We start from the raw sequence: 15,181 nt of genomic DNA on the forward strand, positions 1-15,181 counted from the left end.
GGACACTACCCGCGCGGGCCCACCTACGGCCTCGTCCCCGCGGACGAACCGCGGCTCATCCCCTGGGGCCAGATGCGGCGCTGCACGTACAGCACGGCCGTACCGGAGATGACCATGCCGGCGATGTTGACGGCGAGTTGCAGCGCGGACCCGCCGACCTCCGGCCAGTTGCCGAGAGCCATGGCGACGGCCGCGTAGCCCGCCGCGGGGATGGTGGTGACCGAGATGAAGACACCCACCAGCGCCGAGGACTTGCCCGCGGTGACGGACAGCACTCCGGCCGCTCCCGCGAGCAGGGCGACGATGAAGGACCAGCGGTCGGGCTTGACGATGAACTGGACCTCCTCGTGGCCGATGTCGAGGGAGCGCGCGTCGATCCAGCCGAGCCCCCTGGAGACGAAGGCGCAGGCGAAGGTGATGGCGATCGCGACCGCGAAGCCGATGGCGAGCGTGGTGATGGCCCTGCCGACCAGCCGCCAGCGCCGGGTCAGCAGGCCGAAGCAGGCGGCGGCGATCGCGCCGAACTCGGGGCCGAGGACCATCGCGCCGACGATGAGGACGAGGGAGTTGGTCACGACGCCGATCCCCGCGAGCTGCGCGGCGATCGCGATGAAGGCGAGGTAGGCCCAGGTGAGCCGGAGGTCGTCGTCGACGCGCTGGGCCAGCGCGGCCCACACCACCGCGTCGTCGCCCTCGCCCGGCGCGTCGGCCTCGGCCCGTTCGGCGGCCCGCGAGATCGACAGGTCGATGTGCTCGACGGCGATCGAGCCCTCCTGCTCCAGCCAGTTGACGCGGTCGATGACCTCGTTGGCGGACTCCCTGGCCATGTCGCAGAAGATCAGGTCGCCGCGCGGCGCGCGGGCCGCCCCGGGGAGGACGGCGATGTTCGTGACGCCCGTGCAGCCCTCCAGAACCTCGATCACTTCGTGGGTGCGGTCAGGAGGGCTGATGAGTCGCAGATGCAGCACGCGCCTCATTGTCGTCCATCGAACGTTGATAGCGCGTTGACAGCCTGTCGCCAGGATGCCGTCCATGATGATCAGCTGTCATGAGGAAGGCGAGCCCTGCTGGTTCGCCGACATCGACGATCTGGGGTGTCAGAGCAGGTTCGCGGCGTTCGTGATGGAGGAGGTCGTCGTCAGGTACGGCGCAGCCGTACCCGCTTGATGGCGTGGTCGGGGCCCTTCTTGAGCACCAGGCCTGCGCGCCCGCGGGTGGGGAGGATGTTCTCGACGAGGTTGCGCTCGTTGATGTCGCGCCACACGTTCTTGGCGAACGCGGTGGCCTCCTCTTCGGAGAGCTCGGCGATGTACTTGAAGTACGACTTGGGGTCCTCGAAGGCGGTGCGGCGCAGCTGGTGGAAGCGGTGGACGTACCAGGTGCGGATGTCCTCGACCTTGGCGTCGACGTAGATGGAGAAGTCGAAGTAGTCGTTGACGGCGAGCGCGGTGGGCGGGGCGGGCTGCAGCACGTTGAGGCCCTCGATGATGAGGATGTCAGGCTTTTTCACGACCTGGGTCGCGCCGGGGACGATGTCGTACTCCAGGTGGGAGTAGACGGGGGCATGCACCTCGGCCGCGCCCGCCTTCACCTCGGCGACGAAACGGACCAGGGCGCGGCGGTCGTAGCTCTCGGGGAAGCCCTTGCGGTGCATGATCCCCCTGGCCTCCAGCACCTGGTTGGGGTAGAGGAAGCTGTCGGTGGTGATCAGGGCGACCTGCGGGTGCTCGGGCCATCGGGCCAGCAGCGTCCTGAGCAGCCGCGCCGTGGTCGACTTGCCGACCGCGACGCTGCCGGCGATGCCCAGGATGTACGGCACGCGCTGCTCGTCGTTGCCGAGGAACGCGCTCAGCACGCTGCTGCGCTGCTTGGACCCGGTGAAGTGGAGGTTCAGCAACCGGGTCAGGGGGAGGTAGATGTCGGTGACCTCGGCGAGATCGATGGGATCGTCGACGCCACGGAGGTCTTCCAGCTCGTCTGCGGTGAGAGTCAAGGGCGTGTTCTTGCGGAGCTCGCTCCACTGCTCCCTGCTCAGGTCCACGTAGCCGTTGTTCACCCTGAAAGCCTATTGACCGTGAAAGCTTGGTCGGTTCGTGGGTGTCCCGGTCCATTGTGCACAGCCTGTGGATAACCGCCTGGGATTACGGCGAGAGGAAACCGGGTACATGATTCCTTTCCTCTCCGATCGCCCACCGGCGGGCCCGCCAGGCACGCCGCCAACGAGACCTGGAGCGGACGGCTCAGGCTCGTCTACGAGTCGCCGGGCTCGATGGTGCTCGACCTGCCCGACAACATCACCACCAGCCCCAGGGGCACGCTGGTGCTGTGCGAGGACGGCGGCGCCGACAACTACCTGCGCGGCATCACCCGGCGCGGTGAGATCTTCGACTTCTCCCGGCCGGCACCCGTCGACGGCGACCCCGGCGCGGAGTTCGCAGGCTCGACGTTCGGCCCCGGCGGCCAGACGCTGTACGTCAACGTGCAGTCGTCCGAAGGCCTGTCGATCGCCATCTGGGGCCCGTGGCACTGGGGAGCCTTCTGATCCTGGTTACGCTGGGTGAATGATTCTGGGCATCGGGGTGGACGTCGTCGACGTGGCCAGGTTCGAGGCGACGATGGCGCGCACGCCGGGGCTGCGCTCCCGGCTGTTCACCGAGACGGAGCGGACCCTCGGCCCGCAGTCGCTGGCGGCCAGGTTCGCGGCCAAGGAGGCCGTCGCCAAGGCGCTCGGGGCGCCGCCGGGCCTCAGCCACCTCGACGCCGAGATCCGCTCGGGCGACGACGGCAAGCCCGAACTGCACGTCAGCGGCCAGGCCGCCGAGGTCGCCTACGGTCTCGGCGTGAAGCGCTGGCACGTCTCGCTCACCCACGACGCGGGTATCGCCATGGCCTACGTGATCGCCGAGGGTTAGGTTCTGACACGTGCGCACCGCTTACACCGCCGACCAGATCAGGGCAGCCGAGCTCGCGCTGATGGCCACGCTTCCCGAGGGCACGCTGATGCAGCGCGCGGCCGCGGGCCTGACCTCCGTCTGCGCGAGCCTGCTCGGCAGGGTGTACGGCTCGCGGGTGCTGCTGCTCGTCGGCAGGGGCGACAACGGAGGCGACGCCCTCTACGCCGGTGAGCGGCTGGCCCGTCGCGGAGCCAGGGTGGAGGCGATCCTCGCCGGGTCGAAGACGCACGCCGAGGGGCTGGCGGCCTTCCTCGAGGCGGGCGGCAGGGTCGTCGAGGAGGTGGGCGCCCCCGAACTCGTCGTCGACGGGCTCGTCGGGATCGGAGCGTCGGGGGCGCTGCGCGAGCCGTACGCGTCGCTGGTCGCCGAGGCGAACGCGGTCGACGCGCTGATGGTCGCGGTCGACGTGCCCAGCGGCGTCGACTCCAGCACCGGCCGCGTCGCGGGCGTCGCCGTCGACGCGCACGTCACGGTGACGATGGGAGCCTGCAAGACCGGGCTGCTCGTCGACCCAGGGGCCGCCAAGGTGGGCCTGCTCGAAGTGATCGACATCGGGCTCGGCCCCTACCTGCCCGACCCCGACGTGGCCGCTTTGACCGCCGAGGACGTGGAGGGCCTGCTGCCGAGGCCGGGCGCGGAGTCCGACAAGTACCGCAGGGGCGTGATCGGCATCGCCGCCGGCAGCGACCGCTACACCGGCGCGGCGGTCCTCTCGGTCGGCGGGGCGCTGCGGGCGGGCGCGGGCATGGTCCGCTACGCCGGTACGGCCCCGCCGGTTCAGCAGGTGCGCGCGCGCTGGCCCGAGGCCGTCGTCACGGAGCTGGACCATCCCTCGATCGCCGGCGTCGGACGGGTCCAGGCCTGGGTGGCGGGGCCAGGGCTCGGCACCGGCGACTGGGCCCACGAACTGGTCGCCGGGGTGCTGGCCACCGACGTGCCCGTGCTCCTCGACGCCGACGCGCTCACGATCGTGTCCAGGGACCGCGGTCTGCTGCGCCGCGCCGCACCCGTGCTGATCACCCCGCACGCGGGGGAGCTCTCGCGGCTGATCGGCGTGCCGGGCGACAGGGTGGAGGCGAGCAGGCTCGAGCACGCGCGCAGGGCGGCCGCCGAGCTCGGCGTGACGGTGCTGCTCAAGGGGTCGACCACGCTGATCGCCGAGGATGAGAGGCCGGTCAGGGTCAACCTGACGGGCTCGTCGTGGCTGGCGACGGGCGGCACGGGCGACGTGCTGTCAGGGGTCGGAGGGGCGCTGCTGGCCGCAGGGCTCACACCGTACGACGCGGGCTCGTGCGCGGCCTTCCTGCACGGGCTCGCCGGGCGCATCGCCTCCGACGGCGCGCCGCTGGCCGCGGCCGACGTGGCCGACGCCGTGCCCTCGGCCATCCGATCTCTGAGAGGCGAATCACGCTCAGGTGGTCGGCGGAGCTGACAAACTGGGGGCATGAGCTTCCGTGAGGCCACGCCCGCGCAGGCGCGGGTGGACCTGGCCGCCATCAGGCGAAACGTCGAGCTGCTCAAGGATCGGGCGCCAGGCGCGGAGCTGATGGGCGCGGTCAAGGCCGATGCCTACGGCCACGGTCTCGTGCCCGTCTCGAAGGCCGTCATCGAGGGCGGGGCCACCAGGCTCGGCACCGCCTACGTCAGGGAGGGACTGGCGCTGCGCGCGGCCGGGATCACCGTGCCGGTGCTGTCATGGATCCTCACGCCGGGCGAGCCGCTGGAGGAGGCCCTGCTGGCCGGCATCGAGCTGTCGGCCTCCGGCGCGGGCCGCCTGGAGGAGGTCGCCGCGGCGGCCCGCCGTACGGGCAGGACCGCGAAGACCCACCTCGAAGCCGACACGGGCATGAGCAGGGGCGGCGCGCCCCTGGCCGCGTGGCCGGGGCTGCTCGCCGCGGCGGCGCGGCTGCAGGCCGAGGGAGCGATCGAGGTCGTCGGGCTCTGGTCCCACTTCGCCTGCTCCGACATCCCTGGACACGGTTCCATCGACCTGCAGATCGACGCCTACGAGGCGGCGCTGAAGCTGGCCGAGCAGGCGGGTGTCTCCGGCTCCCACGTGATCAGGCACCTGGCCAACTCGGCGGCCATCGTGTCGCTGCCGCGCACCCACTACGACCTGGTCAGGCCGGGCATCGCGATGTACGGCCTGAGCCCCATCCCCGAGCAGGGCGACTTCGGCCTGCGGCAGGCGATGACGCTGGCGGCGCGGGTCGCGCTGGCCAAGCGGGTGCCGGAGGGCTCGGGCGTCTCCTACGGTCATCTCTACACCACCGCGAGCGAGTCGACGCTCGGCCTGGTGCCGCTCGGCTACGCCGACGGCATCCTCAGGCACGCGACGGGCAGGGCCGAGGTCATGGCGGGTGGCAGGCGCAGGCAGATCGTCGGCAGGGTGTGCATGGACCAGTTCATGATCGACGTGGGCGACGACCCGCTGGACGACGGTGACGAGGTGATCCTGTTCGGCCCGGGTGACGGCGGCGAGCCGACGTGCCAGGAATGGGCCGACAATCTCGGCACGATCACGCATGAGATCGTGACCAGGCTGGGCGCCAGGGTGCCGAGGGTCTACGAGGGAGCGGGCGCATGACGACGACGACGCGCAGGAAGGTCGGCGTCGCGGGCGCGATCGTCGGCGCGGCCTCCGCGGGCCTGGCCGCCGCCGCGCTGGCCAAACGCTACGCGGTCGGCCGGATCAGGCTGCGCCCTGACCTGGAGGCCAACGAGCCGTTCGGCGAGCTGAGGGGCAGGGAGCGCACGCTCACCACCTCCGACGAGGTGGCGCTGCACGTCGAGATCGACGGTCCCGACGACGCACCTGTGACGATCGTGTTCTGCCACGGCTACACGCACAATCTCGACTCCTGGCACTACCAGCGTCGCGACCTGCGGGAGAACTACCGGATCGTGCTGTGGGACCAGCGCTCCCACGGCCTGTCACAGCGCACGGAGAAGCAGGACAGCTCGATCGAACGGCTGGGCGAGGATCTGTTCGAGGTGCTGGAGACGTTCGTGCAGGGGCCGTGCGTCCTGGTCGGCCACTCGATGGGCGGCATGACGATCATGGCGCTCGCCGATCGCCATCCTGAGCTGTTCGGCGACAGGATCAAGGGCGTGGGCCTGATCTCGACCAGTGCGGGCAAGCTGGCCGAGATCACCCTCGGCCTGCCCGCCCTGCTGGCCAAGGGCCTGCACAAGGTGGCCCCGCTGACGGTCTCCATGCTGGGCAGGGGCGGCTCACTGGTCGACAAGACCCGCCACGCCGGCAACGACGTGGCCTTCCTGGTGCTGCGCCACTTCGGGTTCGGCGACTCCAAGAACGTCAGCCCCACCCTGGTCGACTTCGTCGAGTCGATGATCCGCTCGACGCCGACAGAGGTGATCGCGGACTTCTATCCGGCGCTGATGAACCACGACAAACTGTCCGCGCTCGGCGTCCTCGACGACGTGCCGACCGCGATCATGGTCGGTGAGAAGGACTGGCTGACGCCGCCCGAGCACAGCAGGGCGATCGCCGCGGCGCTGCCCAGGGCACAGCTGACCGAGGTGCCGGAGACCTCCCACCTCGTCCAGCTCGAACGGCCGAGCGTGGTCAACGACGCCCTGCGTGATCTGGTGAAGAGGGTGGAGCTGTGACTGTCGTCGCGACGGCCGAGGAGATGCGCGCCCTCGGCGTACGGCTGGCCGCCGGGCTGAGGGGCGGTGACCTGATCATCCTGTCGGGGCCGCTCGGCGCCGGTAAGACCACGCTGGTGCAGGGCATCGCCGAGGGGCTCAAGGTGCGCGGCCCGATCACCTCGCCCACCTTCGTCATCGCCAGGGTCCACCCCTCCCTCGCCGACGGGCCTCCGCTCGTCCACGCCGACGCCTACCGGCTCGGCGGCGATCTCGAAGTCGACGACCTCGACCTCGACGCCTCGCTGGAGGAGTCGGTGACGATCGTGGAGTGGGGCGAGGGGCTCGTCGAAGGCCTGTCCGACGAGCGGCTCGAGGTCCACATCGACAGGTCGGGCGGTGACGACGCGCGCAGTGTCACCCTGCGAGGGGTCGGCGCGCGGTGGGCCGACACGCCGTCTGATCCCGCCTAACGGTCACGTCTTCGCCAAAGCCCGGTCAAGCCTGAGATCATTTCTTCATGGGTTCACCCAGATTTTCTGGGTATCAGGTGGGGTGCAGCCTCCGGATCCGGTGGATGCTGGGTGAAAACGGCGAAGTGGGGTGCGGCGGTGCTCACGGTCAGGCGATTCGCGTACGCGGGGGCCTTCCTCCTGTTAGGTGTGGCGGGATGCTCGGCCTCGGCGGATACGGCCACGCCGTCAGGCACTGCGACCACGACCGCCACCTCCACAGCCACCGCGACCGCGACGGCGACCACCACCCGGCAGAACATCGACGTGCGGCTCAACCCCGACAGGGTGACGGCCGGTGACACCTCCACGGTGTGGATCCTGGCCAACTGCCCCGTGCCGAACGACGGCCCCGAGCACAGCGGCACCGCCACGTCCAAGGCGTTCCTGGCCTCGGTCACGCTCGACCCCGTGCCGCCGCCCACGCCTACCGCGACGCCCAGCGGCACCGCCACTCCCGCTCCCGTGCCGTGGGTGCGCGGCGACGCCCAGATCTCCGGCACGGTCAAGCGCGGCAGCTACCCCGTGAACGTCAAGTGCGACGGCACCAACGACACCGGCAAGGCCACGCTGCGGGTGGTCGCCGCGGGTCCGACCGCCGAGCCGACGTCGACGAAGACCGTCGTGCCCACCAAGGCTCCCGGCGCGGGCGGCGGCGGTACCTTCGCCAAGGACGCCGCGGACGAGTCGGGCATCCCGCTCGGCCCCGCAGGGGTGCTGCTCGGCCTGGCACTGGCCGGAGGCGTCGGTCTGGCGCTACGGCGTCGCCGCGGCTGACGCATGGCCCGCTTTTCCCGGGTGGTCCTCGCGGGGGCCGCCACCGGCCTCGTGCTGGTCGCCTTCGGCAGGACCCTGCAGGTACGGCAGGAGGAGGCCACACCTTCGTCCGTCGTGCCCGAGAGCATCGAGGTTCCCGCCATCGACCTCGAAGCGCCGTTGATGAAGCTCGGGCTGACCAAGGGCGGCGAGGTGGAGCTGCCGCCGTACGAGAAGCCGAAGGTCGCGGGTTGGTTCAAGCACAGCGCGGTGCCCGGCGAGCGCGGTGCGTCGGTGATCATCGGGCACGTCGACACGAAGACGGCGCCCGCGGTGTTCTACAAGCTCAGGCAGCTGCGCAAGGGGCAGATCGTCAAGGTGTCCCGCAGCGACGGGAAGGTCGCCGAGTACAAGGTCGACTCGGTCGAGCAGGTCGACAAGGAGCGCTTCCCCGCCGAACGGGTCTACACCGAGGCGGGGCTGCGGCTCGTGACGTGCGGCGGGAACTTCGACTACGCCAGGCACGAGTACGAGGACAACATCATCGTCTACGCCTCGCCGGTGAAGCTCGCCTGAGGGATATCCGCTTGCGGGCGTGTGGATGATGGGGACATGAGCGACGAGTCGAACCCGCCCGCCTCGGGGGTGCGCCTGCCGTGGGAGCAGGTTCCGGCCGAGCTGCGCGGGCAGGTCGCGGAGTTCCTCGGCGGGCGCGTGGTCGAGGCGGTCACCCAGACGGGCGGCTTCTCGCCCGCGGCGGCCGTACGGCTGAAGCTGGACGACGGCAGGCGCGCCTTCGTCAAGGCCTGCGGTTCCTCCCCGAACCCCACCTCGATCGAGATCTACCGGGCGGAGGCCAGGATCGCGGCCGCGCTGCCCGGCCAGGTGCCCGCGCCGAGGCTGCTGACCTCGTTCGACACCGGCGACTGGGTGGTGCTGGTCTTCGAGGACGTGGAGGGGAGCCACCCAGCCATGCCGTGGCGCGACGGCGAGCTGCGGCGCGTGCTCGACGCGGTCGGCGAGCTGTCGGCCGCGCTCACTCCGTCGCCGATCGAGGCGCGGACCTTCGCCGACGTCCACGAGCAGAGTTTCACCGGCTGGCGGACGCTCCTCCAGGAGGACACCACGGGCCTGGACCCGTGGGCGCTGCGCAACCTGGAGGCCCTGGCCGCGATGGAGGAGGGCTGGGCGGCGGCGGCCGAGGGCGACTCGCTCGTGCACGCCGACCTCAGGGCCGACAACCTGCTGCTCACCGACGACCGGGTCTACGTCGTGGACTGGCCGTGGGCCTCCGTCGGCGCCCCGTGGATCGATCTGGTGTGCATGCTGCCGTCGGTGCGCATGCAGGGCGGGCCGCCACCGCAGGACCTCTTCGACGACGGCGACCCCGCCGTGACCGTGTTGCTCGCCGCGCTGGCGGGCTACTTCGTACGGCACGGCCGCCTGCCGGACCCGCCGGGTCTGCCGACGGTCAGGGCCTTCCAGCGGGCCCAGGGCGTCGAGGCGCTCGCGTGGCTGCGGCACAGGACAGGCTGGGACTGACGCTTTCCGTACCACGGGCTGGTCCGAGCCCGCCCGTGCGTCGGGCAGCACCGCCGGGGACGCACTAGGCTAAATATTCGTGCTGGTCCTGGCCTTTGATACCGCGACCCCCGCCGTCACAGCAGCGCTGCACGACGGCGCGAGGGTGCTCGCCGAATCCACCGTGGTCGACGCCCGTCGCCACGGTGAGCTGCTCGTTCCCACGATCGAGAAGGTGCTGGACGAGGCGGGCGCCTCGCTCCGGGACGTCACCGCGATCGTCGCCGGCTCGGGCCCCGGCCCCTACACGGGGCTGAGAGTGGGCCTGATGACCGCGCAGGCGCTGTCCACCGCGGTCGGCGCGCCCGCGTACGGCATCTGCAGCCTCGACGCCGTGGCCTACGGCAGCGGGCTGGCGACCGAGTTCCTGGCGGCCACCGACGCGCGGCGCAAGGAGGTCTTCTGGGCCCGCTACGCCGACGCGCGCACCCGCCTGGAGGGGCCGTTCGTCGACAAGCCCGCGGACGTGCCGCGCACCGGCGCGCTCCCGGTCGTGGGGGCGGGCGCCGCGCTCTATCCTGCCGTCCTCGGCGAGTCCGACGCGCCGCCGTACCCCTACGGCGGGTTCATGGCCGCGCTGGCGGCCGAGCGGCTGGCGGCCGGCCTGCCCATGGAGGAACCGCGGCCGATCTACCTGCGCAGGCCCGACGCGGTGATCCCGAAGCCGCCGAAAAAGGTGACGGCGTGAAGCTCAGGCGGATGACCGAGGCGGACCTGCCCGCGGTCATGGCGCTGGAGCGGGCGACGTTCCCCCTCGACGCGTGGAGCGAGGGCATGATGCGCGGCGAGCTGGCCGACCAGCCGCGCACCAGGCATTACGTCGTCGCCGTCGACGACGACGACGACCTGATCATCGGCTACGCGGGTCTGGCCGTCGCCGCCGACCAGGCCGACGTGCAGACCATCGCGGTGCTGACCGAACGGCAGCGCGAGGGCGTCGGCAGCGCCATGCTGACCGAGCTGCTCGACGAGGCGCGGCGGCGAGCGGCCCAGGAGATCTTCCTCGAGGTGCGCGCCGACAACCCGCGAGCCAGGTCGGTCTACGAACGGTTCGGATTCGAGGAGATCGGGGTGCGCCGCCGGTACTACGACGACGGCACCGACGCGATCATGATGAAGAGGAAGCTGGATGGCTGACGAACCCCTGGTCCTTGGCATCGAGACCTCCTGCGACGAGACCGGCATCGGCATCGTCAGGGGGCACACGCTGCTGGCCAACACCATCGCCTCCAGCATGGAAGAGCACGCCCGCTTCGGCGGCGTGGTGCCGGAGGTCGCCTCGAGGGCGCACCTGGAGGCGATGACGCCGACCATCGAGTCGGCGCTGGCGACGGCGGGCGTGAAGCTCACCGACATCGACGCCATCGCCGTCACCGCCGGTCCGGGCCTGGCGGGCGCGCTGCTGGTCGGCGTCGCCGCGGCCAAGGCCTACTCGCTCGGCCTCGGAGTGCCGCTCTACGGCGTCAACCACCTGGCCGCCCACGTCGCCGTCGACCAGCTCGAGCACGGGCCGCTGCCCAAGCCGTGCATCGCGCTCCTGGTCTCGGGCGGGCACTCCTCGCTGCTGCTGGTACCCGACGTGTCAGAGGACGTCATCTCGCTCGGCTCCACCGTCGACGACGCCGCCGGTGAGGCGTTCGACAAGGTGGCCCGCGTGCTGGGGCTGCCGTTCCCCGGCGGGCCGCACATCGACAAGGCGGCCGTCCAGGGTTCGGGCACGGCGGTCGCCTTCCCGCGCGGGAAGATCGACGACGGCACGTTCGACTTCTCCTTCTCGGGGCTCAAGACCGCGGTCGCGCGCTGGGTGGAGGCCCGCGAGGCCTCGGGCCAGTCGATCCACGTGCCCGACGTCGCGGCCTCCTTCCAGGAGGCGGTCGTCGACGTGCTGACGCGCAAGGCGCTCCAGGCCTGCAAGAAGTACGGCGTGCACGACCTGCTCATCGGCGGCGGCGTCGCGGCCAACTCGCGGCTGCGCGCGCTGGCGCAGGAGCGGTGCGACAAGGCCGGGGTACGGCTGCGCGTGCCGCGTCCCGGGCTGTGCACGGACAACGGGGCGATGGTGGCGACGCTGGGCTCCGACCTGGTGGCGGCGGGAATAGCGCCGTCGTCCCTGGAGATCCCCGCCGACTCGTCGCTCCCGATCACGACGGTGCACGTGTAGGGGAGCGGCTGGGGTCGGCCATCGGCTCCGGGATCCCGCCCGATTCGGCCGGCGGTCGATGTCGGGTCCGCCAAGAACCTGCGCGATCAGGTCAAACCCAGATCGCGCAGGCGACGCCGTCGGTGAAGGTCTGCGGCGGGCAAGGCATGCAGCCGGCTTGACCGGTGACGACGCGTCTCGCTGTCCAGGCGGCGACGGCCGCGTCGAGGACGTCGTCGACGCCCGCCATCGCGCCGGCGGCGCCTAGGTCTCGGGGAACCACGATGCCGGCGCCTTCGAGGAGAGCGCGTCGGCGCTCCACGCCTGCCCAGGTGGTCTTGCGGACCGGCAGAGGAGCGCCTGCCAACCGGGCGAAGCACACCTCGGGATGGACCTCGACGACACGCTGACCCGTCTGGCGGACCCACCGGTCGACCTGCAGGAGTTTCTCCCGCAGAGCGAACGCCTGCCGGGAGATTCCTTCACCGGCCAGCTCCTGGTTGATCGCGACCGCTGTCACGTAGTCCTCGGCCTCCAGTGCGGCCCGAGTCGGCGTCATGAACACCGAGGGCCAGCGTGCGCCCGCTGCCCGCCGAGCCAGGACGTCGGCCTCCCTCCGCCCGCGATCGGGCAGGCCGATCGGGATGTCGATGGCCACGACCTCAAGCTCACCGTCCATGGCCGCGAGGGAGACCAGCTCGACGATCTGGGCCGCGGAGTACGCGCGCACGGGCTCCTCGCCGACGGCGATGCCTATCCAGCCTTGCCTGCATCCGTCGACGCCGAGCACTCGCCTGTGGTCCATGACGTCATAGTCCACCGATTCGGAGTCGCGGTACGGAGATCCGTACGACACGCCGAGCGGCGAGGTCACGGGCGAGCCGCTCGCTGGCGGGAATGCCGCCATAGGCGCCGGCCGGAGGAGCGCGACCGGCCCTGCCGCGGAGAACACAGGAGGATCATCCTGTGCGGCGGCCTCCGGGATGACGGCGCGAACGAAAGCCCTGCGGCGGACCGCTCGGGGAGGCCGGCGAACTGCCGGCGCGGCCTCCCCGAGCGTGCGGGCCTAGGGACGATACGACCTGGTCATACGGACCCGAGGGGCCGCGGTTCAGCTGCCCCAGGCCTCGAACTCGTAGACGCGGGCGGCCGGGTCGGCGTTCTGGGTGGGCTTGGTGATCGTCAACCTGGCGTAGCGGGCCGTGGCCGTGACGGGGTGCGTGGTCGTGGCGGCGGTGTTGCCGGTGACGGTCACCGCCGTGGTCCACGCGTCGGACGCCGCGGCGCGCACCTGGATCGTGAAGTCACGGGTGTTCCAGCTGGGTGACTCCCCGCCCGCCTGGGCGTGCTTGACGACGAACCGGGTGAGCGTCTTGACGGAGCCGAGGTCGACCTCCAGCCACTTGGTGGCCGCCAGAGCGCACCACTTGTCGGTGTTCCCGCCGTTCACGGTGCCGTTGACGGCCTTGGCCGGGCCCTCGTTCGCGTTGCACTGGCTGGAGGACGTGGCGGGCCGGTTGAGGGCGAGGTTGGTGTCGGTCGGCGGGGTGCCGGACCAGGAGATCGTGGTCGTGGCGGCGGCCGAGCGGCCGTACTCGGCGCCGACCGCCTCCACCTCGATCGTCGTGGCGGACTCGGTGCCGCTCCGGTCGAGCCGCGGCACGAAGTAGGCGTCGTTCGGGGTGGCGCCCAGGTAGGCGCGGGTGCCGTCGGGGTTGCGGCGGTAGACGTCGTAGTGGTGGGCCTGTCCCGCGCCCGTCCAGGACAGGCGGAGCGACTTGCGGGTGGCCGACACGTCGGTGACGCCGAGCACGGTCATCCCCGTCGGGGCGGCGACGCTGTCGACCGCGCCGTCGTAGACGGCCAGCTGGCCCACCCTGATGTCGTAGGAGTCGGCGGTGCCGGCGGCCTGCAGGCCGAGCTGCGCGATCGTCCTGCCCGCGTAGGCGGACAGGTCGAGGGTCCTGCGCTCCCAGCCGGTGCCGCCGGTCGCGCCGAGGTCGATCGTGGTGAAGCTGGTCGGCGAGTCGGTGAACGCGACAGCGGCCTTCAGGTTGGTGGCGCCCGCGGCGGGGGTCTTGACCACGACGGAGAGCTTGGTGTCGGCGGCCACCGGCAGGCGGGTCTGGTAGAGCCGCACCGTGTTGGCCGCGTCGAGGCGTCCGGTGAGGCGGAGCGACGAACCGCCCTCGTAGGCGTCGCCGTAGTCGATGGAGGGGGTCAGCTTGCTGCCGGTGGACGACACGATCCACTGGTAGGTGGGCGGCACGTCCTGGACCGACAGGTTGTTCCAGCCGCCGTCGCGCACGCGGGTGCCGCCGACGTTGTAGAAGTCGCCGTGCCCGGTGTTGAAGCCGGTCACGAACGGCTTCGCGGTGACCGGGGTCGACTCCGCGATGTAGGTGGCCAGGCCCTTCCACGCCGAGGACGTCGAGGTGTTGGACGGGTCGGCGTTGGCGCCCACCCAGAAGCGCGAGTCCTTGGCGCGGAAGTCGGCGGGCCCCGTCGAGGACTTCCACGTCCATTCGGGGCGGTAGATGCCCAGCGAGGTGACGTGCGGCTGCCCTGCGGGGAAGACCGCGTCCCACGGCACTCCGGTGTTGTAGCCGTTGGCCTCGGTGTCGATGCCGGAGTACAGCTCGTGCTCGTCACGGCCGAGTGATCGGGCCAGGTCACGGGAGGAGTTCAGCTTGGCCGAGGTCCAGCCGAAGTCGAGGAACATCGAGTCGGACACCCTGGCGGGATCGGACAGGAAGGCGTCGTTGGCGGTGGTGAGCGCGTCCTGCCAGGACACCGAGCCGCTCTCGGTCATGGCGTCGTACCACATGAACTCGACCGGGCCCTTGGCTCTGGCGTACTTCATCAGGGACCGCAGCTCCGTCGCCAGGGCGGCGTCACCGCCGGCGGTCTCCTGGTTGATGAACCAGCCGTCGAAGCCGTAGTGCTGGGCGACCTGGACGAGCTTGTCGGCGACCGGGTAGGTGGATCCGGACTTCGTGACGAAGTCGCGCACCCACTGGATCTGGCCGCCGTACGCGGTGGGCGGGAAGAAGACGGTGCCGTAGACCTTGACGCCGTTGCGGTGGGCGGCGTCGATCACGGTGGCGTTGGGGGCGAGGATGAGGCCCTCGCCGGCCGAGCCGCCCCAGAACACCAGGGTGTCGACGTACTGCCAGTGGGTGAAGGCGTAGTAGTTGGGGTCGAGCGCGCCCTGGGAGGGGTTGCCCGAGGTGGGGGCGAACGACACCAGGGAGGCGACGCGGCCTTCGGCGGAGCGGGCGTTCGCGTTCGCCTTCAGCGCCGGGTCGGAGACGCGGGGGCGCAGCGGCACGCGGGAGCGGTTGAACCGGGCGTCGGGGTCGGTCGCCGGGTTCCAGTCGAGGATGGTGTTCGGATGCCAGTAGGAGGCGTACGGCTGGTCGCCGCTTCCGGCGGCGGCCCGCCTGCGCGCGGGCGGCGCGGGGTCCGCGGGCGCGGACTCGCCGGGTGCGGGGCGGACCGTGGAGTCGGCCGAGGGCGATACGGCCGGCGAGGGGTCGGCTTGTGCGGGATGCGTGACCAGGGCGGTCGCGGCGAGGACCCCGCACAGCAGGGGTAATAACGTCCGTCGCATCTGATCTCCTTCT

17 protein-coding genes are annotated in these 15,181 nt (G+C 71.2%); 13 read left to right on the forward strand and 4 right to left on the reverse strand.

The annotated features are described in order from the left end of the window. Nucleotides 1-23 precede the first annotated feature (23 nt). Complete coding sequence (locus AC3EO4_RS03810; RefSeq protein ID WP_379570617.1) at nt 24-968, reverse strand: DUF389 domain-containing protein; 945 nt, start codon at nt 966-968, stop codon at nt 24-26. Nucleotides 969-1,032: 64 nt separating this feature from the next. On the opposite strand from AC3EO4_RS03810, the gene AC3EO4_RS03815 reads away from it, so the two are divergent. Further along, nucleotides 1,033-1,167: a hypothetical protein gene (locus AC3EO4_RS03815; RefSeq protein ID WP_379570619.1), complete on the forward strand. Its 135-nt coding sequence runs from the start codon at nt 1,033-1,035 to the stop codon at nt 1,165-1,167. On the opposite strand, the gene coaA is transcribed toward AC3EO4_RS03815, so the two are convergent. Then, nucleotides 1,139-2,041 carry a type I pantothenate kinase gene (gene coaA / locus AC3EO4_RS03820; RefSeq protein ID WP_379571501.1) on the reverse strand — a complete coding sequence of 301 codons (903 nt, stop codon included), beginning with the start codon at nt 2,039-2,041 and terminating at the stop codon, nt 1,139-1,141. The genes AC3EO4_RS03815 and coaA overlap by 29 nt on opposite strands. A 99-nt stretch (nt 2,042-2,140) precedes the next feature. On the opposite strand from coaA, the gene AC3EO4_RS03825 reads away from it, so the two are divergent. The 12 genes from AC3EO4_RS03825 to tsaD all read left to right on the forward strand — a co-directional run bounded on the left by AC3EO4_RS03825 (nt 2,141) and on the right by tsaD (nt 11,576). Further along, on the forward strand, nt 2,141-2,542 hold the full coding sequence (locus AC3EO4_RS03825) for an alkaline phosphatase PhoX (RefSeq protein WP_379571503.1): 402 nt from the start codon (nt 2,141-2,143) through the stop codon (nt 2,540-2,542). Between the two features lie 19 nt (nt 2,543-2,561). Continuing rightward, the gene (locus AC3EO4_RS03830; RefSeq protein WP_379570621.1) at nt 2,562-2,912 is read left to right on the forward strand and encodes a holo-ACP synthase; all 351 of its coding nucleotides are present in this window, start codon (nt 2,562-2,564) and stop codon (nt 2,910-2,912) included. A 10-nt stretch (nt 2,913-2,922) separates the two neighbouring features. Beyond that, complete coding sequence (locus tag AC3EO4_RS03835) at nt 2,923-4,386, forward strand: NAD(P)H-hydrate dehydratase (protein ID WP_379570623.1); 1,464 nt, start codon at nt 2,923-2,925, stop codon at nt 4,384-4,386. Between the two features lie 12 nt (nt 4,387-4,398). After that, nucleotides 4,399-5,541, forward strand: coding sequence for an alanine racemase (gene alr, locus AC3EO4_RS03840; RefSeq protein WP_379570625.1), 1,143 nt, complete (start codon nt 4,399-4,401; stop codon nt 5,539-5,541). Further along, nucleotides 5,538-6,587, forward strand: coding sequence for an alpha/beta fold hydrolase (locus tag AC3EO4_RS03845; RefSeq protein ID WP_379570627.1), 1,050 nt, complete (start codon nt 5,538-5,540; stop codon nt 6,585-6,587). Before alr ends, AC3EO4_RS03845 begins: the two co-directional genes overlap by 4 nt. Next, the gene (tsaE, locus tag AC3EO4_RS03850; protein WP_379570629.1) at nt 6,584-7,039 is read left to right on the forward strand and encodes a tRNA (adenosine(37)-N6)-threonylcarbamoyltransferase complex ATPase subunit type 1 TsaE; all 456 of its coding nucleotides are present in this window, start codon (nt 6,584-6,586) and stop codon (nt 7,037-7,039) included. Before AC3EO4_RS03845 ends, tsaE begins: the two co-directional genes overlap by 4 nt. Before the next feature lie 111 nt (nt 7,040-7,150). After that, nucleotides 7,151-7,855, forward strand: a complete 705-nt coding sequence (locus AC3EO4_RS03855) for a hypothetical protein (RefSeq protein WP_379570631.1) — start codon at nt 7,151-7,153, stop codon at nt 7,853-7,855. A 3-nt stretch (nt 7,856-7,858) separates the two neighbouring features. Further along, entirely contained in the window at nt 7,859-8,410 is a 552-nt protein-coding gene (locus AC3EO4_RS03860; RefSeq protein ID WP_379570633.1) for a class F sortase, read from the forward strand. A 36-nt stretch (nt 8,411-8,446) separates the two neighbouring features. Continuing rightward, nucleotides 8,447-9,376 (forward strand): aminoglycoside phosphotransferase family protein, encoded by a 930-nt coding sequence (locus tag AC3EO4_RS03865; protein WP_431893800.1) that lies wholly within the window; start codon nt 8,447-8,449, stop codon nt 9,374-9,376. Nucleotides 9,377-9,455: 79 nt separating this feature from the next. Continuing rightward, nucleotides 9,456-10,103: a tRNA (adenosine(37)-N6)-threonylcarbamoyltransferase complex dimerization subunit type 1 TsaB gene (tsaB, locus tag AC3EO4_RS03870; RefSeq protein WP_379570637.1), complete on the forward strand. Its 648-nt coding sequence runs from the start codon at nt 9,456-9,458 to the stop codon at nt 10,101-10,103. Nucleotides 10,104-10,114: 11 nt separating this feature from the next. After that, the gene (rimI, locus tag AC3EO4_RS03875) at nt 10,115-10,552 is read left to right on the forward strand and encodes a ribosomal protein S18-alanine N-acetyltransferase (protein WP_431894195.1); all 438 of its coding nucleotides are present in this window, start codon (nt 10,115-10,117) and stop codon (nt 10,550-10,552) included. Continuing rightward, nucleotides 10,545-11,576, forward strand: coding sequence for a tRNA (adenosine(37)-N6)-threonylcarbamoyltransferase complex transferase subunit TsaD (gene tsaD, locus AC3EO4_RS03880; RefSeq protein WP_379570639.1), 1,032 nt, complete (start codon nt 10,545-10,547; stop codon nt 11,574-11,576). Before rimI ends, tsaD begins: the two co-directional genes overlap by 8 nt. A 91-nt stretch (nt 11,577-11,667) precedes the next feature. Here tsaD and AC3EO4_RS03885 read toward each other — a convergent pair whose 3' ends face one another. Together AC3EO4_RS03885 and AC3EO4_RS03890 are read right to left on the reverse strand one after the other, a co-directional pair. Next, a complete protein-coding gene (locus tag AC3EO4_RS03885; protein ID WP_379570641.1) occupies nt 11,668-12,360 on the reverse strand; it encodes a DUF429 domain-containing protein in 693 nt (230 codons plus the stop codon). Nucleotides 12,361-12,666: 306 nt separating this feature from the next. Further along, nucleotides 12,667-15,168, reverse strand: a complete 2,502-nt coding sequence (locus tag AC3EO4_RS03890; protein ID WP_431893803.1) for an endo-beta-N-acetylglucosaminidase — start codon at nt 15,166-15,168, stop codon at nt 12,667-12,669. Nucleotides 15,169-15,181: the final 13 nt, after the last annotated feature.

Source organism: Nonomuraea sp. bgisy101 (assembly GCF_057708945.1).